Annotated in this window: 19 protein-coding genes and 2 pseudogenes; 13 read left to right on the plus strand and 8 right to left on the minus strand. The window is 61.9% G+C overall.

Features of this window, described 5'->3' with window-relative positions; all coding sequences use genetic code 11:
- Position 1 precedes the first annotated feature (1 nt).
- A complete protein-coding gene (def, locus tag QRN70_RS26820) occupies positions 2–541 on the plus strand; it encodes a peptide deformylase (RefSeq protein ID WP_285420869.1) in 540 nt (179 codons plus the stop codon).
- On the opposite strand, the gene QRN70_RS26825 is transcribed toward def, so the two are convergent.
- Positions 538–960 (minus strand): GNAT family N-acetyltransferase, encoded by a 423-nt coding sequence (locus QRN70_RS26825; RefSeq protein ID WP_285420870.1) that lies wholly within the window; start codon positions 958–960, stop codon positions 538–540. The two genes, def and QRN70_RS26825, sit on opposite strands and share 4 nt — an antisense overlap.
- Positions 961–1,287: 327 nt before the next feature.
- On the opposite strand from QRN70_RS26825, the gene QRN70_RS26830 reads away from it, so the two are divergent.
- The 6 genes and pseudogenes from QRN70_RS26830 to QRN70_RS27925 form a co-directional block, all read left to right on the plus strand.
- Positions 1,288–2,229, plus strand: coding sequence for a fatty acid desaturase (locus QRN70_RS26830; RefSeq protein ID WP_285420871.1), 942 nt, complete (start codon positions 1,288–1,290; stop codon positions 2,227–2,229).
- 23 nt (positions 2,230–2,252) lie between these two features.
- Positions 2,253–3,044, plus strand: coding sequence for a phosphate/phosphite/phosphonate ABC transporter substrate-binding protein (locus tag QRN70_RS26835; RefSeq protein WP_285420872.1), 792 nt, complete (start codon positions 2,253–2,255; stop codon positions 3,042–3,044).
- A gap of 158 nt (positions 3,045–3,202) precedes the next feature.
- Positions 3,203–3,736, plus strand: a complete 534-nt coding sequence (locus QRN70_RS26840; protein WP_285420873.1) for a sigma-70 family RNA polymerase sigma factor — start codon at positions 3,203–3,205, stop codon at positions 3,734–3,736.
- Positions 3,733–4,746: an ABC transporter substrate-binding protein gene (locus QRN70_RS26845; protein ID WP_285420874.1), complete on the plus strand. Its 1,014-nt coding sequence runs from the start codon at positions 3,733–3,735 to the stop codon at positions 4,744–4,746. The genes QRN70_RS26840 and QRN70_RS26845 overlap by 4 nt, the downstream gene beginning before the upstream one ends.
- A 529-nt stretch (positions 4,747–5,275) precedes the next feature.
- Positions 5,276–6,052, plus strand: a pseudogene (locus tag QRN70_RS27920) (PAS domain-containing protein); the annotation flags it as partial.
- Positions 6,053–6,163: 111 nt separating this feature from the next.
- A pseudogene (locus QRN70_RS27925) lies at positions 6,164–6,595 on the plus strand (methyl-accepting chemotaxis protein); the annotation flags it as partial.
- Between the two features lie 129 nt (positions 6,596–6,724).
- On the opposite strand, the gene QRN70_RS26855 reads toward QRN70_RS27925, so the two are convergent.
- The 3 genes from QRN70_RS26855 to QRN70_RS26865 form a co-directional block, all read right to left on the minus strand.
- Positions 6,725–7,282 (minus strand): hypothetical protein, encoded by a 558-nt coding sequence (locus tag QRN70_RS26855; protein ID WP_285420876.1) that lies wholly within the window; start codon positions 7,280–7,282, stop codon positions 6,725–6,727.
- Between the two features lie 153 nt (positions 7,283–7,435).
- Positions 7,436–8,860: an MFS transporter gene (locus QRN70_RS26860; RefSeq protein WP_285420877.1), complete on the minus strand. Its 1,425-nt coding sequence runs from the start codon at positions 8,858–8,860 to the stop codon at positions 7,436–7,438.
- A 125-nt stretch (positions 8,861–8,985) separates the two neighbouring features.
- On the minus strand, positions 8,986–9,426 hold the full coding sequence (locus QRN70_RS26865; protein WP_285420878.1) for a PACE efflux transporter: 441 nt from the start codon (positions 9,424–9,426) through the stop codon (positions 8,986–8,988).
- 121 nt (positions 9,427–9,547) lie between these two features.
- Here QRN70_RS26865 and QRN70_RS26870 point away from each other — a divergent pair, with 121 nt between their 5' ends.
- Positions 9,548–10,420, plus strand: a complete 873-nt coding sequence (locus QRN70_RS26870; RefSeq protein WP_285420879.1) for a LysR family transcriptional regulator — start codon at positions 9,548–9,550, stop codon at positions 10,418–10,420.
- A gap of 38 nt (positions 10,421–10,458) precedes the next feature.
- Here the strand turns inward: QRN70_RS26870 and gntR are convergent, their stop codons facing one another.
- Complete coding sequence (gene gntR / locus QRN70_RS26875; RefSeq protein WP_285420880.1) at positions 10,459–11,490, minus strand: HTH-type transcriptional regulator GntR; 1,032 nt, start codon at positions 11,488–11,490, stop codon at positions 10,459–10,461.
- Between the two features lie 216 nt (positions 11,491–11,706).
- On the opposite strand from gntR, the gene QRN70_RS26880 reads away from it, so the two are divergent.
- Together QRN70_RS26880 and QRN70_RS26885 are read left to right on the plus strand one after the other, a co-directional pair.
- Positions 11,707–12,240: a gluconokinase gene (locus QRN70_RS26880; protein ID WP_285420881.1), complete on the plus strand. Its 534-nt coding sequence runs from the start codon at positions 11,707–11,709 to the stop codon at positions 12,238–12,240.
- 82 nt (positions 12,241–12,322) lie between these two features.
- Positions 12,323–13,675: a GntP family permease gene (locus QRN70_RS26885; RefSeq protein ID WP_285420882.1), complete on the plus strand. Its 1,353-nt coding sequence runs from the start codon at positions 12,323–12,325 to the stop codon at positions 13,673–13,675.
- A gap of 181 nt (positions 13,676–13,856) precedes the next feature.
- Here QRN70_RS26885 and alaC read toward each other — a convergent pair whose 3' ends face one another.
- Complete coding sequence (alaC, locus tag QRN70_RS26895) at positions 13,857–15,074, minus strand: alanine transaminase (protein WP_285420883.1); 1,218 nt, start codon at positions 15,072–15,074, stop codon at positions 13,857–13,859.
- A 139-nt stretch (positions 15,075–15,213) separates the two neighbouring features.
- On the opposite strand from alaC, the gene QRN70_RS26900 reads away from it, so the two are divergent.
- From QRN70_RS26900 to QRN70_RS26910, 3 genes are all read left to right on the plus strand, one after another.
- Positions 15,214–15,876: a LysE family translocator gene (locus tag QRN70_RS26900; RefSeq protein WP_285420884.1), complete on the plus strand. Its 663-nt coding sequence runs from the start codon at positions 15,214–15,216 to the stop codon at positions 15,874–15,876.
- Positions 15,877–15,944: 68 nt separating this feature from the next.
- Positions 15,945–16,439 (plus strand): GyrI-like domain-containing protein, encoded by a 495-nt coding sequence (locus QRN70_RS26905; RefSeq protein WP_285420885.1) that lies wholly within the window; start codon positions 15,945–15,947, stop codon positions 16,437–16,439.
- 323 nt (positions 16,440–16,762) lie between these two features.
- Complete coding sequence (locus tag QRN70_RS26910) at positions 16,763–17,251, plus strand: GNAT family N-acetyltransferase (RefSeq protein WP_285420886.1); 489 nt, start codon at positions 16,763–16,765, stop codon at positions 17,249–17,251.
- 118 nt (positions 17,252–17,369) lie between these two features.
- Here QRN70_RS26910 and QRN70_RS26915 read toward each other — a convergent pair whose 3' ends face one another.
- Positions 17,370–17,975 carry a pyridoxamine 5'-phosphate oxidase family protein gene (locus tag QRN70_RS26915; protein WP_285420887.1) on the minus strand — a complete coding sequence of 202 codons (606 nt, stop codon included), beginning with the start codon at positions 17,973–17,975 and terminating at the stop codon, positions 17,370–17,372.
- Between the two features lie 19 nt (positions 17,976–17,994).
- Entirely contained in the window at positions 17,995–18,480 is a 486-nt protein-coding gene (locus QRN70_RS26920) for a GNAT family N-acetyltransferase (protein WP_285420888.1), read from the minus strand.
- Positions 18,481–18,516: the final 36 nt, after the last annotated feature.

The following is an 18,516-nucleotide window of genomic DNA, read 5'->3' on the forward strand; positions in this document are numbered from 1 at the left end:
CATGATCCGTGAAATTCTCAAAATGGGTGACGAGCGCCTGCTGCGCATTGCACCGCCGGTGCCGGTCGAGATGTTCGACAGCGCCGAACTGTGGCAACTGATCGACGACATGTTCCAGACCATGGAAAGCGTCGGCGGTGTCGGCCTGGCCGCGCCGCAGATCGGCGTCGACCTGCAACTGGTGATTTTCGGCTTCGAGCACAGCGAACGCTACCCGGACGCCGAGGCGGTGCCGCAGACGATTCTGATCAACCCGTTGATCACGCCGCTCAGTCCGTTGCTGGAAGAAGGCTTCGAAGGCTGTCTGTCGGTGCCCGGCCTGCGCGGCGCGGTGGAGCGTTATCAGCAGATCCGCTACGAGGGTTTCGATCCCAAGGGCGAGCCGATCGTACGGGTGGCCTCGGGCTTCCACGCGCGGGTGGTGCAGCATGAATGCGATCACCTGATCGGCCGGCTGTATCCGTCGCGGATCACCGACTTCAGCAAGTTCGGCTTTACCGAGGTGATGTTTCCCGATCTCGATCCCAACGCCGACGATTAAGCCCGCGGGGCCGGCATCAGGCCCATGGCAATCATCGGTTTGCTGCGCGCGTAGCGGCTCAGGCGCTCGGCCATGGCATAGGGCAGGGCGGGGTCGAAACTGAAGCCGCGGCGCTCGTAGAAGCCGCGCAGATCCGGATGGCAGAACAGCCACACCGGTTCCTGCAGATCCTGCACGGCGGCGGCGATCAGTTGCGCGGCGATGCCCTGTTCGCGGCACGCCGGGTCGACCAACAACCCGGTCAACCAATGTCCGCCCGCCACCGGTCGCAGGCACAGTGCGGCGACGATCTCTTCGCGGCGCGCCACCCACAGCTGCGCATCACGCACGGCTTTCATCGACGATTGATGGCGGCGGTAGAACTTGTTCATCAGGGGCCAGGACAGGGCGTCCAGTTGGGCGTAACGCAGGTCGTTCATGGAATCGGACTGCCGGTGCAAAAGCCCGCGATTATAAAACAACGCACGCGGCGCGATAGGTGTATACCTGAGACACATCCCGTGTGAGTGGAGTACGCATCATGTCCAAAGGTATGGATTCAAAGAAAGCCGCGAAGAAAAAGCCGCTCAAGACCGCCATCGAGAAACGCCACGAGAAAAAAGCCAAGAAAGTCGACATCTTCGGTCATTGAGCACCTCGCTGCAGGAGCCCGGTTCTCGGGCTCCTGTGTCATCGGCAGAAAATAATCTGCAAGATTTCCCCCCGGCGTTGCACAGAGCAGGCAGATCCCTGTTCCGAGCCACGCCATGTCCCATTATTTCGACGAACATCATCGTCAACAGATCGAAACCCTGCGCCAGCGCTTCACCGCCCGCACCGAGTGGCCGACCTGGCTGCTGCTGATCGCGGTGTACGCCGGCTGGTTCGCCATTGTCCTGGGCAGCGGCTGGCTCGGTCGCGCCTGGAGCACGCTGTTGCTGGTTGTGCTGCTGGTGCTGTGGCTGTCGGTGCAGCACGAATTGCTGCACGGCCATCCGACGCGCTGGATTGGCTTCAACAAGGTCCTCGGCTACGCGCCATTCGCGGTGTGGTATCCCTACACCCTGTACCGCGACAGCCATCTGCAGCACCATCGCGACGAAGACTTGACCGTGCCCGGCGTCGACCCGGAAAGCCGTTACCTGAGCGCCGCGCGCTGGCAGGGCAGTTCGCTGTTCGAGCGCAGCCTGCACTGGCTGAACAAAACCGTGTGCGGGCGCTTTCTGTTCGGTGCGCCGCTGGCCTTGCTGGCGCTGGCCGGTGAACAGCTGCAGCGTCTGCAAAACGGTGAGCGCCAGGCCTGGCTGATGTGGCTGACTCACGGCCTGCTGACGTTGCTGATGTTGTTGTTCATTGCCCGCTACAGCGTGTTGCCGGTGTGGCATTACCTGCTGCTGATCAGCGTGCCGGCGCTGTCGATTGCGATGATCCGCTCCTACTATGAACATCGGCCGCACGCGCGACCAGAGCAGCGCACCGTGCTCAATGAAGCCGGCTGGCCGTGGCGCTGGTTGTTTCTCAACCTGAACTTTCATCTGGTCCATCACGATTTGCCGGCGCTGGCCTGGTACGACTTGCCCAAGGCGTACTTCGCCCGCCGCGAGCAATGGCAGGCGCGCAGCGGTGGCTTCGTCGTGCAGGGCTATGGGCAGTTGTGGCGGCAGCATGGCTTCAAGCCCATCGACAGCCCGCAACATCCCTTTCATTGATCACTGCTGCCGGACGGACGCGCATGAGCCAACTGTATGCCGAACTGCTGATGTACATCGCCCCTGAGCCGATCCGCGCAGCCAATGAGCGCTGGCTCGGGCAGATCCTGCAACTCCTGGGGCACAGCCGCCTCGCTGGCGAAGGTCTGGCGCTGCCTGAACTCTGGCGTTCGCCCGCGCTGCTGCTGACCCAGACCTGCGGCTATCCATTGATGACCGCGTTGCGTGGTCAGGTGCGAATCGTCGGTCGACCGCGCTACGAATTGCCCGACGCCAGCGCCGGCCAGCATTGCAGCCTGATCCTCGCGCGGGCTGCTGATCCGCGCAAAAACCTCGCGGATTTTCGCGGCAGTCGCGCGGTCATCAACAGCGAAGATTCCAACAGCGGTATGAACCTGCTGCGTCAGCGCCTGGCGCCGCTGCATCAGGACGGCCGGTTCTTCGCCTCGGTGGCGCTCAGCGGCGGCCATCGCGAGAGCCTGCGCTGGCTGCGCGAGGAACGCGCCGATCTGGCGGCCATCGACAGCGTGACCTACGCCTATCTCGCCCACTACGCGCCTGCGGAAGTCAGCGCGCTGCGGGTGGTGACGCGCAGTGCGTTGAGTCCGACGCTGCCCTTCATCACGCAGGCCAATGCCAGCGATGAGCAGGTCGCGCAGTTGCGCGCGGTGATGAATCAAAGCTTGCAGCAATTGCCGCAGGTGGCACGAGTCCTCGGATTGCCGCAGGTGCTGCCGGCGAGCGAAAGCGACTATCGGATTCTGCTCGACTATCAGCAGGAGGCTGAGGACTCGGGCTATGCCCGCTTGCGTTGAATAACCGCTGCTGCGAACGCTGCCCGATACAGCAAATGTCTTATAGTTCTAAAACGAATATAAAAATGAAATTTAAATATTATTAATGCATAAGGCGCCTTGCTAGGATCGCGCCACCGGACGACCGGACATTCAGCGACCCTCACTCAGGAGGCCCTATGTCCGGCGCCGACCCATGTCATCGTCACTGCGTGGACGCCTTGTTCCGCGCGCATTACCGCTGGTTGTGCACACGCCTGCGCCGCCTTACCGGCGAGACGGCCAGTGCCGAAGACATCGCCGCCGAAACCTTCGTGCAACTGCTTCAGGCACCGGCGCTGACCGCGATTCGCGAACCCCGCGCCTTGCTCACCCTTATTGCCCAGCGCCTGCTGTATCAAGCCTGGCGGCGTGCCGCGATGGAGCGCAGGCATCGCCAGCAACTGGCGCATGACGGCGATCACGGCGCTTCCCCCGAAGAACTGACGCACCTGGCCCAGACCCTCAAGCGCCTGGATCACAGCCTGCAGCGCCTGCCGGGCAAAGTGCGCTCGACCTTTCTGCTGGCGCGGATCGACGGCCTGACCTACCCGCAGATCGCCGCCGAACTGGGCATTTCCCAGCGTTCGGTGAGCGTTTACATGAGCCGTTCCCAAGCGTTGTGCGACCGCCACAGCGCCAACCAATTCCTACACGACAAGAGGTCTGCATGAGATCGATCAAAACCCTGCTCGGCAGTTCGCTGCTGGCCCTGACGCTGTTCACCGGTCACGCCGTGGCGGCGGAGAAAACCGCGCCGATCCACTTCGCTGACATCACCTGGGAAAGCGGCAGCTTCATCACCGAAGTGCTGCGCCTGATTGTCGAGAAAGGCTACGGCTACCCGACCGACACGCTGCCGGGCAGCACGGTCAGCCTGGAAGCGGCGCTGGCCAGAAATGATATCCAGGTGATCGGCGAAGAGTGGGCCGGGCGCAGTCCGGCCTGGGTCAAGGCGGCTGCCGAAGGCAAAGTGTTCGGCCTCGGGGACACGGTCAAGGGCGCCACCGAAGGCTGGTGGGTGCCGGAGTACGTGATCAAGGGCGACCCCGAGCGCGGCCTCAAGCCACTGGCGCCGGAGCTGAAATCCGTCGCCGACCTGGCGCGCTACAAAGACGTGTTCCGCGACCCCGAAGACCCCAGCCGTGGGCGCTTCCTCAACAGCCCGACCGGTTGGACCTCGGAAATCGTCAACAGCCAGAAGCTCAAGGCGTATGCGCTGAATGACAGCTTCGTCAACTTCCGTACCGGTTCCGGCGCGGCGCTGGATGCCGAGGTGGCGTCGTCGATCAAGCGTGGCAAACCGGTGCTGTTCTACTACTGGTCGCCGACGCCGCTGCTCGGCCGTTTCAAACTGGTGAAGCTGGAAGAGCCGCCGTTCGATGCCGAAGCCTGGAAGACCCTGGCCGATGCCAGCAACCCGCACCCGAAAGGCACGCGCTCGATGCCGGCGAGCCTGGCGATCGGCGTGTCGGCAGCGTTCAAGGCGCAGTATCCGGAGCTGGTGACGTTCTTTGAGCAGGTCGACCTGCCGATCGACCTGCTGAACCAGACCCTGGCCGGGATGAGCGAAAAACGTCAGCCACCGCGCCAGGTGGCCGAAGCGTTCCTGCGCGATCAGCCGCAGGTGTGGAAAGCCTGGTTGCCGGGCGACGTGGCGAGCAAAGTCAGCAGCAGTCTCTGATACCGCTCAGGCGCTGCCATAGGCGGCGATAGGAATGAGGTTGATGGTCAACCGCACACATTGCCGCCGAAGCAGCGCCTGCCGATGTCTGGCCCCGATCCTGGGCTGAACCGTTTCTCGTCCGAAAAACCCTCATTACTGGCCGACTAGTGGCCTTGCGCAAGGCTTTGCGCTGGCTATGCTCACAGCTAACTAACTATGTCGACCGCCATCTCAAGTACGTCTCGGTTAGTTGCCGATCACAGCTGCCAGAGTGCGCAAACAAAGGCACCGGACACTGAACCAACAAGGAGCGTCATTTAAATGGAAGTTCTTCTGCATGTTAGGGCTGGCCCGCCCGCGGGCTATCAAGAGAAGGATGTCTTGATTAGAGCGTCGCGACATGGACTCTCCGATTAACCATCATTTATCACCTGACAACTTCCTCCCGTGGAGGAAGGCGTGTGCCTGTTCCATGGAACGTAGTGGTGGATTCTGAAAGACCTGAACTTTCATCAAATCAAAAGACCGCGCGGAAGGTGATACACACATGTTCAACCTACATCACAAGGCCGACCTGCAGGAAATCGAACGCTTCAGTTGTGCCTTGACGCAGGCCAATGCCAGGTTGGCGGCGATCAGCCGCTCGATGGCGATGATCGAATTCACTCCCGAGGGCATCGTCCTCGACGCCAATGACAACTTCTGCAAGACCATGGGTTACAGCGCTGAAGAAGTGCGTGGCAAACATCACCGGATCTTTTGCGAGGAAGCGTTCTACCGCAGCGAGGAATACGCCAGATTGTGGCGCGACCTGGCCCGTGGCGAACCGATCAGCGGCACGTTTCTGCGCCTGCACAAGAGCGGCCGGGAGATCTGGCTCGAAGCCAGTTACATGCCGGTGTATGGCCCGGACAAGCAGGTTCGCAGCGTGATCAAAGTAGCGTCGGATATCACCGACCGAATCAATAAAGAGCACGAAGAAGAAAACCTGTTGGCGGCCATCGGCCGGTCGATGGCGGTGATCGAGTTCACCCCCGAAGGCAATGTGATCACCGCCAATGAAAACTTCCTCAAGACCATGCAGTACTCGCTCAACGAAATCGTCGGCCATCACCACAGCCTGTTCTGCCACCGCGCCGAATCCGAGTCGGCGCAATACAAGGCGTTCTGGGCCTCGCTCAATCGCGGCGAATACCACTCGCACCGCTTCGAGCGCAAAAACAAGTCCGGGCAGACCGTTTACCTGGAAGCCTCTTACAACCCGCTGTTCGACGCCAAGGGGCGGCTGTACAAAGTGGTGAAGTTCGCCAGCGACATTACCCACCAGATGAATACTCTGCAGAACGCTGCGGAATCGGCCCACAGCACGTCGGTACAAAACGACGCCTGTGCGCAGAAAGGCTCACAGGTGGTGCAGCAGACGGTGCAGATCATTCAGGACATTTCCCGCGACCTCAACGAAGCGGCGCTGAGCATCGACGCCGTGAGCAAGCAGTCGGACATCATCGGCACCATCGTCCAGACCATCCGCGGGATTGCCGACCAGACCAACCTGCTGGCGCTCAATGCCGCGATCGAGGCGGCGCGTGCCGGCGAACACGGACGCGGTTTTGCGGTGGTGGCGGATGAGGTGCGCAGCCTGGCGGCGCGGACCAGCCAGGCGACCCTGGAGATCGTCGAAGTGGTGCGCAAGAACCACGATCTGTCGCTGAGCGCGGTGTCGAGCATGCAGTCGAGCCTGAGCCGAACCGGGCTCGGCGTGGAGCTGGCGAACGAGGCGGGGGAGGTGATCCTGGAGATTCAGCAGGGCTCGCGGCATGTGGTGGATGCGATCAGCCAGTTCAATGCGACGCTGCAACTGAACTAGCCACAACTCAACCTGGGGTGGGAGCGAGCCTGCTCGCGAAGTGGCCGGTCGGTCAACGTAGCGCCCGACTGACCCAGCGCTTTCGCGAGCAGGCTCGCTCCCACGCTGGGTTTTTATGCAAGCTTCAGCTCACAGCGCGGCGAGAAACTTGTCCGCCAGCTTGTCGCTGTCCTTGACGTCATTGACGTTGTCTTTCTCCGATTGCGCCAGCTGCATCTTGTCCTGCAGGCGCTGGGCGATCTCTTTGCCGATGGCCAGTTGTTTCTCCGGCGGCATGGCCTGGATGTCGTCCTCGGTGATGCCCATCTCCTTGAGGATGCTGTCGCGCAGACGCTGCTGCGGCGACTTGCTCATGTAGTCCTTGAACTCGTCGGTGGCCGAGGTGCCGCTGCTCTTGGTCGACGTGGTGTCGGTGGCCTGCAGGTTGACCCGGGTCTTGGCGAACGCTTCGTCGACGTTGTCGCTGATCCGCGTGGCTTCGCTGACCTGCTGGGTGGCCAGTTGGGTCGCCGATTCCTGCACCTTGGCGCTGGCGTCCGCGGTTTGCGCCTGCGCCTGGTTCTGCAGGGTTTGCAGCATCGCGCCATGCAGTCCGCCTTGCAGGCCGGCTGCTGCCGTGGTGGTGGCGTCGTCATTGAGGTGCTTGGGCAGATGGATGATCTGCTGTTGTTTGGCACTGACCAGCATGATGAATTGACCTGTAGGTAAAGGCAGACTGCGGTACCGGAGCAATTACCGTGCCCGTTGGCAAATGCGCGGTTTTTCAAGGGCTTGAGCCAACGCCGCCAGGGCACAGCGGTGATCCATTGCCGCGTGGCGGCAGCGGATCACCGCCGGCTGTCAGCGATGGGCGATGTTTTCCAGCGCCAGGTTGCGCGTGCGCGGGCCGAAGTAGCCGATGGTCAGCATCACGATCAGCATGCTGCTGACAATGAACGCGAGCACGCCCGGCGTGCCGAAGTGGTCGAGGAACAGCCCGATCAACAGGCTGCTGAACACCGTCGACAAGCGACTGAACGAGTAGCAGAACCCCACCGCCCGGGCGCGGATGTTAGTCGGGAACAATTCACTCTGGTAGGAGTGATAACTGAAGCTCAGCCAGGCGTTGCAGAAGGTGATCATCACGCCGCAGAAAATCAGGCCGAAAGCGCTGGTCTGCAGGGCGAACAGCGTACCGAAGGTCATGGCGCCGAGGGCCGAGCCGACGATCTGCCATTTGTTCTCGAAGCGGTTGGCGAATTTGACGAACAGTAGCGGCCCGAGCGGGTAGGCGAGGGTGATGATGAAGGCATACATCAGGCTGTGGGTGACGCTGACCCCCTGGCCCGACAGCAGCGCCGGCAGCCAGTTGCCGAAGCCGAAGAAACCGATGGCCTGGAACACATGGAACACGATCAGCATCAGCGCCCGCCGGCGGTAGGGCGGCTGCCAGATGTCAGCGAAGCGGCCCTTGCCTTCGACATCCACCGCAACGGCTTCTGGCGCGTCCAGTGGTTGACGGTGATCTTTCTCGCAGCGTGCCTCGATGCCATCGAGAATCCGGTTCGCCTCGTCGAAACGGCCATGCTGGGCCAGCCAGCGCGGCGACTCCGGCAGCCGTTTGCGCAGCCACCAGATGAACAGCGCGAACACCGCGCTGGCGAGCACCACCCAACGCCAGCCGGACACCCCGAATGGCGCCTGCGGCACCAGCCACCACGACATCAACGCCACCGCCGGCACCGACAGGAACTGCACGAAAAACGCGAAAGCGAACGCCGAACTGCGCATGCGTTTGGGCACCAGTTCCGAGAGGTAGGCGTCGATGGTCACCAGTTCGATACCCAGGCCGATGCCGACCAGAAAACGCATGCAGATGATCCCCAGCGCTGAATCCTGGATGCCCATCAGCACCGTGGCCACCGTGTACCAGACCAGCGCGAAGGTGAAAATGGCACGGCGGCCGAAGCGATCCGCCAGTGGACTGAGCAGGCTGGCGCCGAGAAACAGACCGAGGAAGGTCGCCGAGGCAAACGCGGCCTGATCGGAAAAACCGAACACACCCTGGTTGCCGGTGGCAAAGAGACCGTCGCGGATCAGCCCGGGGCTGATGTAGGCGGTCTGGAACAAGTCGTACAGTTCGAAGAAACCACCGATCGACAGCAGCGCCACCAGCCGCCAGATCGTCGCGACCGCGGGCAGGCGATCGATGCGGGCGGAAATCTGTGCGGCGCGGAGCGGGTCGATGCCGTCGCGTTGCGCGGCGGCGGGGGCGTGTGCAGTCATGGGCCGATCCATTTTTTATTGATGGAAAAGCTTAGCCTGCTATCGGAAACCGATGATTGTGAATATCGGCGGCTTTGCGCAGAAAACTGCTGATTTTTTGCAATATCTGCTTACCAATTAGCGATTCATGCCGCAGGCGTCGGATCCGGCAGCGCCGAGGCCGGCAGACCGAACACGCGGTCGAACAGCCAGTTGAACGCGAACGTGTAGCAAGGAATGAACACGATCAGCGCCAGGTCCAGCAGGAAGGCCTGCACCAGGCTGATGTTCATCCACCAGGCGATCAGCGGGATCAGGAAAACGATCAGCGTCAACTGAAAGCCGACCGCGTGGGCGATGCGTCGTTTGACCGTACGGGTGCGCGACGTCTGCCGACTTTCCCAATGCTCGAACAGCGAGGTGTAGATGAAATTCCAGGTTACCGCGATGGTGGTGATGATCACCGCCAGCGGCCCGGTGCTGCCCGGCGAGGTGCCGGACAGCAGCGCCAGTCCGAGGGCGGAGAAGGTCATGCCGATCACTTCGTAGAGCGACACATAGACCAGTTTGCGTTTGACGCCTTGCATGACAATTGCCTCTTTTTTGACAGGAGAGGGCCAGCGGGGCTGGCAGAGGCGGCGAAAGATAGCTTCAATAGCGATGACAGAAAAAGTCAGAAGCTTTCAGGTTTATTGATAGGTCTCGCACGTGAATTTCAACAGCGACAACATCGAACTGTTCCTCGCCGTGATCGAACGCGGTTCGTTTTCCGCCGCCGCCCGGGCGTTGGGCAAAGTCCCGTCGGCAGTGAGCATGGGTATCGGCAACCTTGAGGCGGAACTCGGCTACGCGCTGTTTGACCGCAGCCACCGCGAACCGCAACCGACGGCTATGGCCCTGACACTGGTGCCGCATGCGCGGCTGATTGCCGATCAGCTCAAGCAGTTGCGGGTGCATGCGGTGGAGCTGTCGCTGGGGCTGGAGAGCAAGTTGTCGATCGGCGTGGTGGCGGACATCGACCGGCGCCGCTTGATGGCGGCGATCCGGGCGATTGCCGAGCGCCATCCGTTGCTCGACATCGAAGTGCTCACCGCGCCGCAGGACGATGTGCTGGCGATGCTGCACAACGGCCGGGTCAGCCTGTGCCTGGCGTTCGCCGGGCTGAGCATGAACGTGCTGGAACGCTTTCAGTTCGTCGGCAGCGAACGGATGATCGCCACGCTGGCGGCGGACAGTCCGCTGTTGCAGGGCCAGGATCTGTTTCTCGAAGACCTGGTGCACGTGCGGCAGATTTTCGTCGCCAGCCGCGACTTGCCGATCAGCGAAACCCGGCCGCTGGTGGCCGAATCCCACTGGCGCACCGACAGCCTGGAAACGGCGCTGGAGATGGTCGAGGCGGGATTGGGCTGGGGCAATTTTCCGTTGTCGGTGGTGCAGTCGCGGCTGGATTCGGGGCGCCTGAAGCGGCTGAATTTCCGCAACATCGAGAATGGCCTGGTGCTGCCAGTGCACGCGGTGTGGCTCAAGAGCCAGCCGCTGCAGAAGGGCGCGCTGGCTCTTGTCGACCTACTCGGTCGCTGAACATTGCGCAGATCCCTTTGTGGGAGCGAGCTCAGAGGTCAGGTACTTTCGCGAATCTTCAGTTCGAAGCCCATGTCTTCCACCGGTCGTGCCACCGTGTTGCCCGCCATCAACGTCAGCATCTGCTCCGCCGCACGCCGACCAATCGCCTCGCGCGGGGTATTGATGCTGCTCAGGCGCGGCACCATGTGCTCGGACATCGGCAGGTCGTTGAAACCCAGGATCGCCACTTGCTCGGGAATCCTGATGCCGTGGCGCAAGGCCTCGAGCAACGCGCCCTGGGCCAGGTCGTCGTTGCCGAAGAAGATTGCATCGACGTCCGGATGCGCCGCCAGCAGTTGCAGGAACAGCTCGCCGCCCAGGCCCACCGACGAGGCGCGCGGGGTCAGCACTTCCAGGTCCGGGTCGTAGCGACCGGCCTTCTGCAGGGCCTTGCGGAAACCTTCGCCGCGCAGCAGGGTGCGCTGGTCGAGCTGCGCGCCGATGTAGGCCAGGCGCTGGCGTCCGCGCGACAGCAGGTGCTCGGCGGCCGTCTCGCCGGCATTGAGCTGGGAGAAACCCACGCAATTGACGCCGGCCGCGCTGTCCAGCTCCATCATGTACACGCAGGGAATGTTGCTGGCCTCGATCATCCGCCGCGAACTTTCGGTGCGGTCGAAACCGGTCAGCAGAAACCCGCGTGGCTGATAGGCCATGTAGTTGCGCAGCAGGTTTTCTTCTTCATCGCGCGAGTAGTGGAAGTTGCCGATCAGCACTTCGAAGCCCTTGGGCGTCAGCACGCGGTGAATGGCTTCCAGGGTGTCGATGAACAGCAGGTTGGACAGCGATGGCACCAGCACCACCACCGAATGGCTCTGCGCCGAGGCCAGGGCGCGGGCGGCGGGGTTGACCACGTAATTGAGTTCGGTGGCGGCTTTCTGCACTTTTTCCACCAGTTCGGTGGCGACGGTGCTGACCCCGCGCAACGCGCGGGAGGCGGTAATCGGGCTGACCCCGGCCAGGCGGGCAACTTCATTGAGGGTGGGACGGCCGGTGGTGCGGGTATTTTTATCGTTTTTAGGGGTGGTCATCGGGCGGCTTGCCAAACAAAAATCAAGGCACTAAGGTAGCGCTGTCCTGATGCAGCTGCAAATGCGTGAGCGAGGTCCTGCCTGATCCTCGCTTTTTGGCGTTGGGGACAAACCTGCTGCAACCCAAAAAAACGACAAGAAGGCGTCGGCAACTTCTGCCTGTGCACTAGAGTCATAGCTAGCAAAGGTAGCGCTGTCTGCGCGCTGAGGTGTTACATGAATCACTCCATCACCGCCCTGGTCATCATGGGCGTTGCCGGTTGCGGCAAGACGTGCGTCAGCGAGGCCCTGTGCCAATTGAGCGGCGCCACTGCCATTGAAGGCGATACTTTTCATCCGGCCGCCAACATCGAAAAGATGAGCGCGGGGATCCCCCTGAATGACGACGACCGTGCCGGCTGGCTCGACAGCCTGTGCGTCGAGCTGCGTCGCGTCGATGCGCTCGGCGAGCGTCCGGTGCTGACCTGCTCGGCCCTCAAGCACAGTTATCGCGAAGTGCTGCGCAGCGCCTTGCCGGGCCTGGGCTTCGTATTCCTCGAACTGACCCCTGAAGTGGCCGCCGAGCGTGTGTCGCACCGCCCGGGGCATTTCATGCCGGCCACGCTGATCGAAAGTCAGTTCGCCACCCTCGAATCGCCCAAGGGCGAGCCGTTGACGCTGGCCCTCAATGCCTCGATCCACAGCGTCGAAGAACTCGCCGCCCAGGCCCACGTCTGGTGGCTGGCGCACGGCCTGAAGCAGGCGGTATGAGTGTGCACATGCAGATAGCGCTGTCCTTACGACTTCTGATTAACCCGCTTTAATAACAACAACAAACCAGGAGACACCCCCAATGTTTGGCATGTCCCACGACGCCTACCTGCTGCTAGATGCAGTGGTCACGGTGATCGGACTCATCGTCCTGATCACCAAGTTCAAGATTCACCCGTTCATTTCCCTGACCATCGCCGCGGCGTTCCTGGGCCTGACCTCGGGCATGCCGATCGGCACCATCATCAAGGCGTTCCAGGACGGCTTCGGTGGCGTGCTCGGTTTTGTCGGCATCATCCTCGCGCTGGGCACCATGCTCGGCAAAATGATGGCCGAATCCGGCGGTGCCGATCAGATCGCCCAGACCCTGATCCGCGCCTTCGGCAAGGACAAGGTGCAGTGGGCGATGATGTTCGCCGCGTTCCTGGTGGGTATCCCGCTGTTCTTCGAAATCGGCTTCGTGCTGCTGATTCCGCTGGTGTTCATCGTCGCCCGGCGCACCGGCGTGTCGATCATCAAGATCGGTATCCCGCTGCTAGCCGGCCTGTCCGCGGTGCACGGCCTGGTGCCGCCGCACCCGGGCCCGCTGCTGGCCATCGGGGTGTTCGGTGCCGACATCGGCAAGACCATCCTCTACGGTCTGATCGTTGCGTTGCCGACCGCGATCATCGCCGGTCCGATCTTCGGTACGTTCATCGCCAAGCACATTCCCGGCACGCCGAATCAGGAACTGGTCGATCAACTGGCCCGTGAAACCGACTCGCAGAACCTGCCGAGTTTCAGCATCACCCTGGTCACCGTGCTGTTGCCGGTGTTCCTGATGCTGCTGAAAACCTTCGCTGACGTGGCACTGCCGGACGGGCATTTCTTCCGCACCTGGATGGACATGATCGGTCACCCGATCTCGGCGCTGCTGCTGGCATTGCTGCTGTCGCTGTACACCTTCGGTCACAAGCAGGGCATCGGCTCCCAGCAGATGCTCAAGTGGCTCGATGCAAGCCTGGCCCCGACCGCCGCGATCATCCTGATCATCGGTGCCGGTGGTGGCTTCAAGCAGATGCTGGTGACCAGCGGCGTGGGCGACGTGATCGGTCACATGGCGGTCAGTGCGCAGATTTCGCCGATCCTGCTGGCGTGGCTGGTGGCGGCGGTGATCCGTATCGCCACCGGTTCGGCCACCGTGGCAACCATCACCGGCGCGGGCATCGTGGTGCCGGTGGTGGGGATGATTCCGGGCGTGAACCGTGAGCTGCTGGTGCTGGCGACCGGTGCCGGGTCGCTGATCCTGTCCCACGTCAATGACGCCGGTTTCTGGCTGGTCAAGCAGTACTTCAACATGACCGTGGCGGAAACCTTCAAGACCTGGACCGCGATGGAAACCATCCTGTCGGTGGTGGGCCTGGGCTTTATCCTGCTGCTGTCGCTGTTCGTTTAAGCGCGAACGCAAGGCACAAAAAAACCGCAGCGATGCGGTTTTTTTGTGCCCGACGATATCAGGATGCATGCATTACCCCTGTGGGAGCGGGCTTGCTCGCGAAAGCGGTGTGTCAGTCGCTGAAAATGTTGACTGAAACGACGCCTTCGCGAGCAAGCCCGCTCCCACAGGAGGATAGGTGTCAGGCAGTGGTTTTCGGGGCCAGGCCATCGGTGCGGAACATCCCGCGAATGCCGCGCACCGCTTGACGAATGCGGTCCTGGTTTTCGATCAGCGCGAAGCGCACGTGATCATCGCCATACTCACCAAAACCCACCCCCGGCGAGACGCAGACCTTGGCCTCGGCCAGCAGTTTCTTGGCGAACTCCAGCGAGCCGAGGTGCGCGTAGGCCTCGGGAATCTTCGCCCAGACGTACATCGAGGCTTTCGGATTCTCGACCATCCAGCCCAGTTCGTGCAGGCCCTTGACCAGCACGTTGCGGCGCTGCCGATACTGCTCGGCGATGTCGCGCACGCACTGCTGATCGCCTTCCAGCGCAGCAATCGCGGCCACCTGCAGCGGGGTGAAGGTGCCGTAGTCGTGGTAGCTCTTGATCCGCGCCAGGGCGCTGACCAGCTCCGGGTTGCCGACCATGAACCCGATGCGCCAACCGGCCATGTTGTAGCTCTTGGACAGGGTGAAGAACTCCACCGCGATGTCCTTGGCGCCCGGCACCTGCATGATCGACGGGGCTTTCCAGCCGTCGTAGACGATGTCGGCGTAGGCCAGGTCATGTACCACCAGTACGTCGTACTGCTTGGCGAGGGCGATCACCCGTTCGAAGAAGTCCAACTCGACGCACTGCGCGGTCGGGTTGGAGGGAAAGCCGAGGATCATCATCTTCGGCTTCGGGATCGAACCGCGGATGGCCCGTTCCAGTTCGGCGAAGAAGTCCACGCCCGGTACCAGCGGCACCGAACGCACCTGGGCGCCGGCAATTACCGCACCGTAGATGTGAATCGGGTAGCTCGGGTTCGGCACCAGAACCGTGTCGCCCTGGTCCAGGGTCGCCAGCATCAGGTGCGCCAGGCCCTCCTTGGAACCGATGGTGACAATGGCTTCGCTTTCCGGGTCGATATCGACCGCGTAGCGTTGCTTGTACCAGTTGGAAATCGCCCGGCGCAGGCGTGGAATGCCCTTGGACGTGGAGTAACCGTGGGTGTCTTCGCGTTGGGCAACCTGTACGAGTTTGTCGACGATGTGCGGCGGCGTGGCCCCGTCGGGGTTGCCCATGCTCAGGTCGATGATGTCTTCACCACGACGCCGCGCGGCCATCTTCAGCTCGGCGGTGATGTTGAAAACGTAGGGGGGGAGTCGATCAATGCGCGCAAAGCGGCGCGGCGAACCTTGTTCAGCCATTGTTGCCTCGGATAACGTAAGCGCCCGGAACCGTCCGAGCGACGCTGGTCACTGCGGTGACCTGTGGCGGAAGATAAGGGCTGTGATGGCAGACTGTCCAGCCTGCGTACAAACAAATTTTTCCCAAGGAAATCGGTAGATGGAATTCACCAGCGGCTTCTTGCTGAGCCTCTCGCTGTGCCTGGACATCGGCGTGGCCAACATCGCAATGATCACGCTGGCGATGCAGCGCGGCTACTTTCAGGGTTTTGCGCTGGGCCTCGGCACCTGCGTCGGCGACCTGATCTACGCGGTGCTGGCGCTGGCCGGGATGACCGTGCTGTTGCAGTACGAAACCGTGCGCTGGGTGCTGTGGATCGGTGGTTCGGCACTGCTGATCTACTTTGCGGCGAAGATGATCTATTCGGCGATTCACCACGAGGCGCAGTTGGCGGCGACGGCGCAGGTGGGGCAGAACTCGCATCGCAAGGCGTTCTTTCGCGGGATCTTCCTCGCCATGTCCTCGCCGAGTGCGATGCTCTGGTTCGCCGCGGTTGGCGGCACGTTGATCGCCCGTTCCGGTGGCACCGGCCCGCTCGGTTCGGCGCTGTTCCTCAGCGGTTTCCTCTGCGCCGGGCTGCTGTGGTCGGCCGGCCTGTGCTTCGCCGCGAGTCACGGCGGCAAGCTGCTGGGTGACAAGCTGTTGCGTTACTCCTACCTGGCATCGGCGGCGATCTTCTGCTATTTCGCGGTATACGTGATCGTATCCGGTTATAACGAGTTCGTCGGTTCCGGCGCCGCCGATCAGCTGCACGCGCTGTAACAGTGCAAATGGGGTTTGGCTTCTATACTCCCAGCCGAACCCCCTTTTTTTGTGCCAGGAGTCGAGTCATGGATGAGCAAAAACGCGTCGAAGTGGCTGAACCTCGCTTCGAACATGGACACTTCCTGCTGATTGCAGGTTTTCGCGGTCGCTTTACCCAGGACACCGCCAAGGACATTCCCGCGTTATGGGAAAAATTCCTCCCGCATCTGGGGCGAATCCCCGGGCAAAAAGGCGAAGTGACCTACGGGGTCTGCTGCAATTTCGACGGCCAGGGTGGCTTCGATTACATCGCCGGCGTAGAGATCAGCAAACTCGACGAGCTGCCACAGGATGTGTACCAGTGGGTCGAGGTGCTGCCGCGCCAGTACGCGGTGTTCGAGCATAAAGGGCCGCTGGCGCAGTTGCCGCAGACCCTGCAGTACATCTACAAGACCTGGCTGCCGACCTCCCACTACGTGGAACTCAATGCCCCGGAGCTGGAGCGCTACAGCGCCGATTTCAACCCGAAGCTGCACACCGGCAAGCTGGAAATCTGCGTCCCGGTCGACAGCAAATCCTGAGCCGACACACCTGGGGCGGATCAAACATCCGCCCCAGGCTTTCAACCGCGCTTGCCCTTGCCAACCCGTCGCGCCCGCAACAGGTCGATGCCCAGGGTGACAAAGCCGAACGTACTGATGCCCAACACCATCAACAGGCCGATCTCAACGCTGCTCATAAGCGGTTTTCCTCAAGGGTGGTCAGAGACACCCCTGAGAAATAGCCGCCCGCGAAGGCGAAGAAAAGCGCGTATACGCAGGCTTTACGCCGCCCGTGCGGATCGATATGAACACCTTATTCCTTTATGCTTTGCGCACTTTTCTCCGCTGATTTTCGAGCTGCCATGAACACCGTCATCCGCAACGTCACCCCCGCCGACCTGGACCGCTGCTACGCCATCGAAACCGTTGCCTACGAAGGCGACGAGGCCGCCACTCGCGAGAAGATCGCCACGCGCATCGCCACCTGGCCAGAGGGTTTCATCGTCGCCGAGGTGGACGGTGTGGTCGCCGGGTTCATCAACTCGGGTGCGGCGTTTGCCGTGCAGATGTCCGACGAGGCGTTCAAGGAACTGATCGGCCACGATCCACAGGGGCCCAACGTGGTGATCATGTCGGTGGTGGTGCACCCGGATTATCAGGGCCAGGGCCTGGCCAAGCGCTTGCTGGGCGAGTTCATCGAGCGCATGCGCGGCCTGAGCAAGGCGACGATTCATTTGATGTGCAAGGAACAGCACATCCCGCTGTATGCCGGGTTTGGCTTTGCCTACATCAAGCCGTCGGAGTCGGACCATGGCGGGATGGCCTGGCACGAAATGATCCTCACTTTGTAACCTGTGGAAGCTGGCTTGCCAGCGATAGCGGTGGGTCAGTCGACATCAAGGTTTGATGTGCCGACGCCATCGCTGGAAGCCAGCTCCCACAGGCTCTAGCGGTGTTGCAATTCCCCGTTCAGTAGAGGGTGTCGATTACCCGCTTCGGTGCTTCGCGGTCGTAGGCCTCGGCATCGAACTGCCCATCGTTCAGGCGTTTGTGAAACGCGCCCGCAGAGGGCAGCGCCGAGCGCGGCAGGTGGGTCTCGGGGTTCCACGCATCGGAACGTACAAACGCTTTCGAGCAGTGGAAGAACGCTGCCTCGACCTTCACCAGCAACACGCTTTTCGCCGGTTTGCCATTCACCGCGAAGCTCTCCAGCAAGGCCGGTTCGGCACTGATGGTCGCGGTGCCATTGACCCGCAACGTCTCGCCGATGCCCGGAATGATGAACAGCAGCGACACCCGTGGATCGTGCAGCACGTTGCGCAGGGTATCGATGCGGTTATTGCCCGGGCGATCGGGCAAGGCCAGGGTGCGCTCGTCGATAATCCGTACGAACCCCGGCGTATCGCCGCGCGGCGAACCGTCGAGGCCGTCGGCGCCCACCGAGCTGACGACCACCAGCGGCGAGGCGCGCACCATCGCCTGATAATCCTCGTTGAGAAAAGCGATCTGCTTGCGCACTGCGCGTTCGTGCGGCAGACCGTAAATGGCTTCCAGTGCTTCGATTGAATCGATCATCGTGCTTCCCTTTGATGATTTAGAAAAACAGGCCCATGCGCCGTTCGTAGCCAATCCGACCCTTGTACGCTTCGCCGCTGTCGACGAAACCGTATTGGGCGTACAGCGCGATCGCCGCGTCGTTATCAGCGTCCACCGACAGCTCCAGCCCCTTGATCTCTGGCCACGCCTCACGCGCCACAGCGGGCAACGCTTGCAGGCAGGCCTTGCCGTAACCCTTGCCTTGCGCGCGGTGATCGACCTGCAAGGCGTGCAGGGTGGCGCTGTGTTCATCGGCCCAGGCTGGCAACACCGGCGGGCGCTTGAGCAGCAGGAACGCCACCGGCACTTGATCGGCGAGCAGCGCAAAACCCTTCACGCCGGGGCCGGGCCTGGACAGCAGCGTGTGCAGCGCGCCATGGATATCGCCGGAAAACCTGATCTGCTCCGGATGGATTTCAATCGCCTCGACCTGCTGACGCTGCAAGGCGTTCAGGCTGTCGTACGGCACGAGTTGGGCTGACACTGGAATTTCCTTTTTCCTACAAAGATGAGCCTCGGA

This window comes from Pseudomonas sp. efr-133-TYG-5 (assembly GCF_030209175.1).
Lineage (GTDB): Bacteria > Pseudomonadota > Gammaproteobacteria > Pseudomonadales > Pseudomonadaceae > Aquipseudomonas.

What these genes read in the sequence shown, in the direction of transcription:
- def (WP_285420869.1), top strand. Translation starts at nt 2, where the DNA reads ATGATCCGTGAAATTCTCAAAATGGGTGACGAGCGCCTGCTGCGCATT.
- QRN70_RS26825 (WP_285420870.1), bottom strand. Translation starts at nt 960, where the DNA reads ATGAACGACCTGCGTTACGCCCAACTGGACGCCCTGTCCTGGCCCCTG.
- QRN70_RS26830 (WP_285420871.1), top strand. Translation starts at nt 1,288, where the DNA reads ATGTCCCATTATTTCGACGAACATCATCGTCAACAGATCGAAACCCTG.
- QRN70_RS26835 (WP_285420872.1), top strand. Translation starts at nt 2,253, where the DNA reads ATGAGCCAACTGTATGCCGAACTGCTGATGTACATCGCCCCTGAGCCG.
- QRN70_RS26840 (WP_285420873.1), top strand. Translation starts at nt 3,203, where the DNA reads ATGTCCGGCGCCGACCCATGTCATCGTCACTGCGTGGACGCCTTGTTC.
- QRN70_RS26845 (WP_285420874.1), top strand. Translation starts at nt 3,733, where the DNA reads ATGAGATCGATCAAAACCCTGCTCGGCAGTTCGCTGCTGGCCCTGACG.
- QRN70_RS26855 (WP_285420876.1), bottom strand. Translation starts at nt 7,282, where the DNA reads ATGCTGGTCAGTGCCAAACAACAGCAGATCATCCATCTGCCCAAGCAC.
- QRN70_RS26860 (WP_285420877.1), bottom strand. Translation starts at nt 8,860, where the DNA reads ATGACTGCACACGCCCCCGCCGCCGCGCAACGCGACGGCATCGACCCG.
- QRN70_RS26865 (WP_285420878.1), bottom strand. Translation starts at nt 9,426, where the DNA reads ATGCAAGGCGTCAAACGCAAACTGGTCTATGTGTCGCTCTACGAAGTG.
- gntR (WP_285420880.1), bottom strand. Translation starts at nt 11,490, where the DNA reads ATGACCACCCCTAAAAACGATAAAAATACCCGCACCACCGGCCGTCCC.
- QRN70_RS26880 (WP_285420881.1), top strand. Translation starts at nt 11,707, where the DNA reads ATGAATCACTCCATCACCGCCCTGGTCATCATGGGCGTTGCCGGTTGC.
- QRN70_RS26885 (WP_285420882.1), top strand. Translation starts at nt 12,323, where the DNA reads ATGTTTGGCATGTCCCACGACGCCTACCTGCTGCTAGATGCAGTGGTC.
- alaC (WP_285420883.1), bottom strand. Translation starts at nt 15,074, where the DNA reads ATGGCTGAACAAGGTTCGCCGCGCCGCTTTGCGCGCATTGATCGACTC.
- QRN70_RS26900 (WP_285420884.1), top strand. Translation starts at nt 15,214, where the DNA reads ATGGAATTCACCAGCGGCTTCTTGCTGAGCCTCTCGCTGTGCCTGGAC.
- QRN70_RS26905 (WP_285420885.1), top strand. Translation starts at nt 15,945, where the DNA reads ATGGATGAGCAAAAACGCGTCGAAGTGGCTGAACCTCGCTTCGAACAT.
- QRN70_RS26910 (WP_285420886.1), top strand. Translation starts at nt 16,763, where the DNA reads ATGAACACCGTCATCCGCAACGTCACCCCCGCCGACCTGGACCGCTGC.
- QRN70_RS26915 (WP_285420887.1), bottom strand. Translation starts at nt 17,975, where the DNA reads ATGATCGATTCAATCGAAGCACTGGAAGCCATTTACGGTCTGCCGCAC.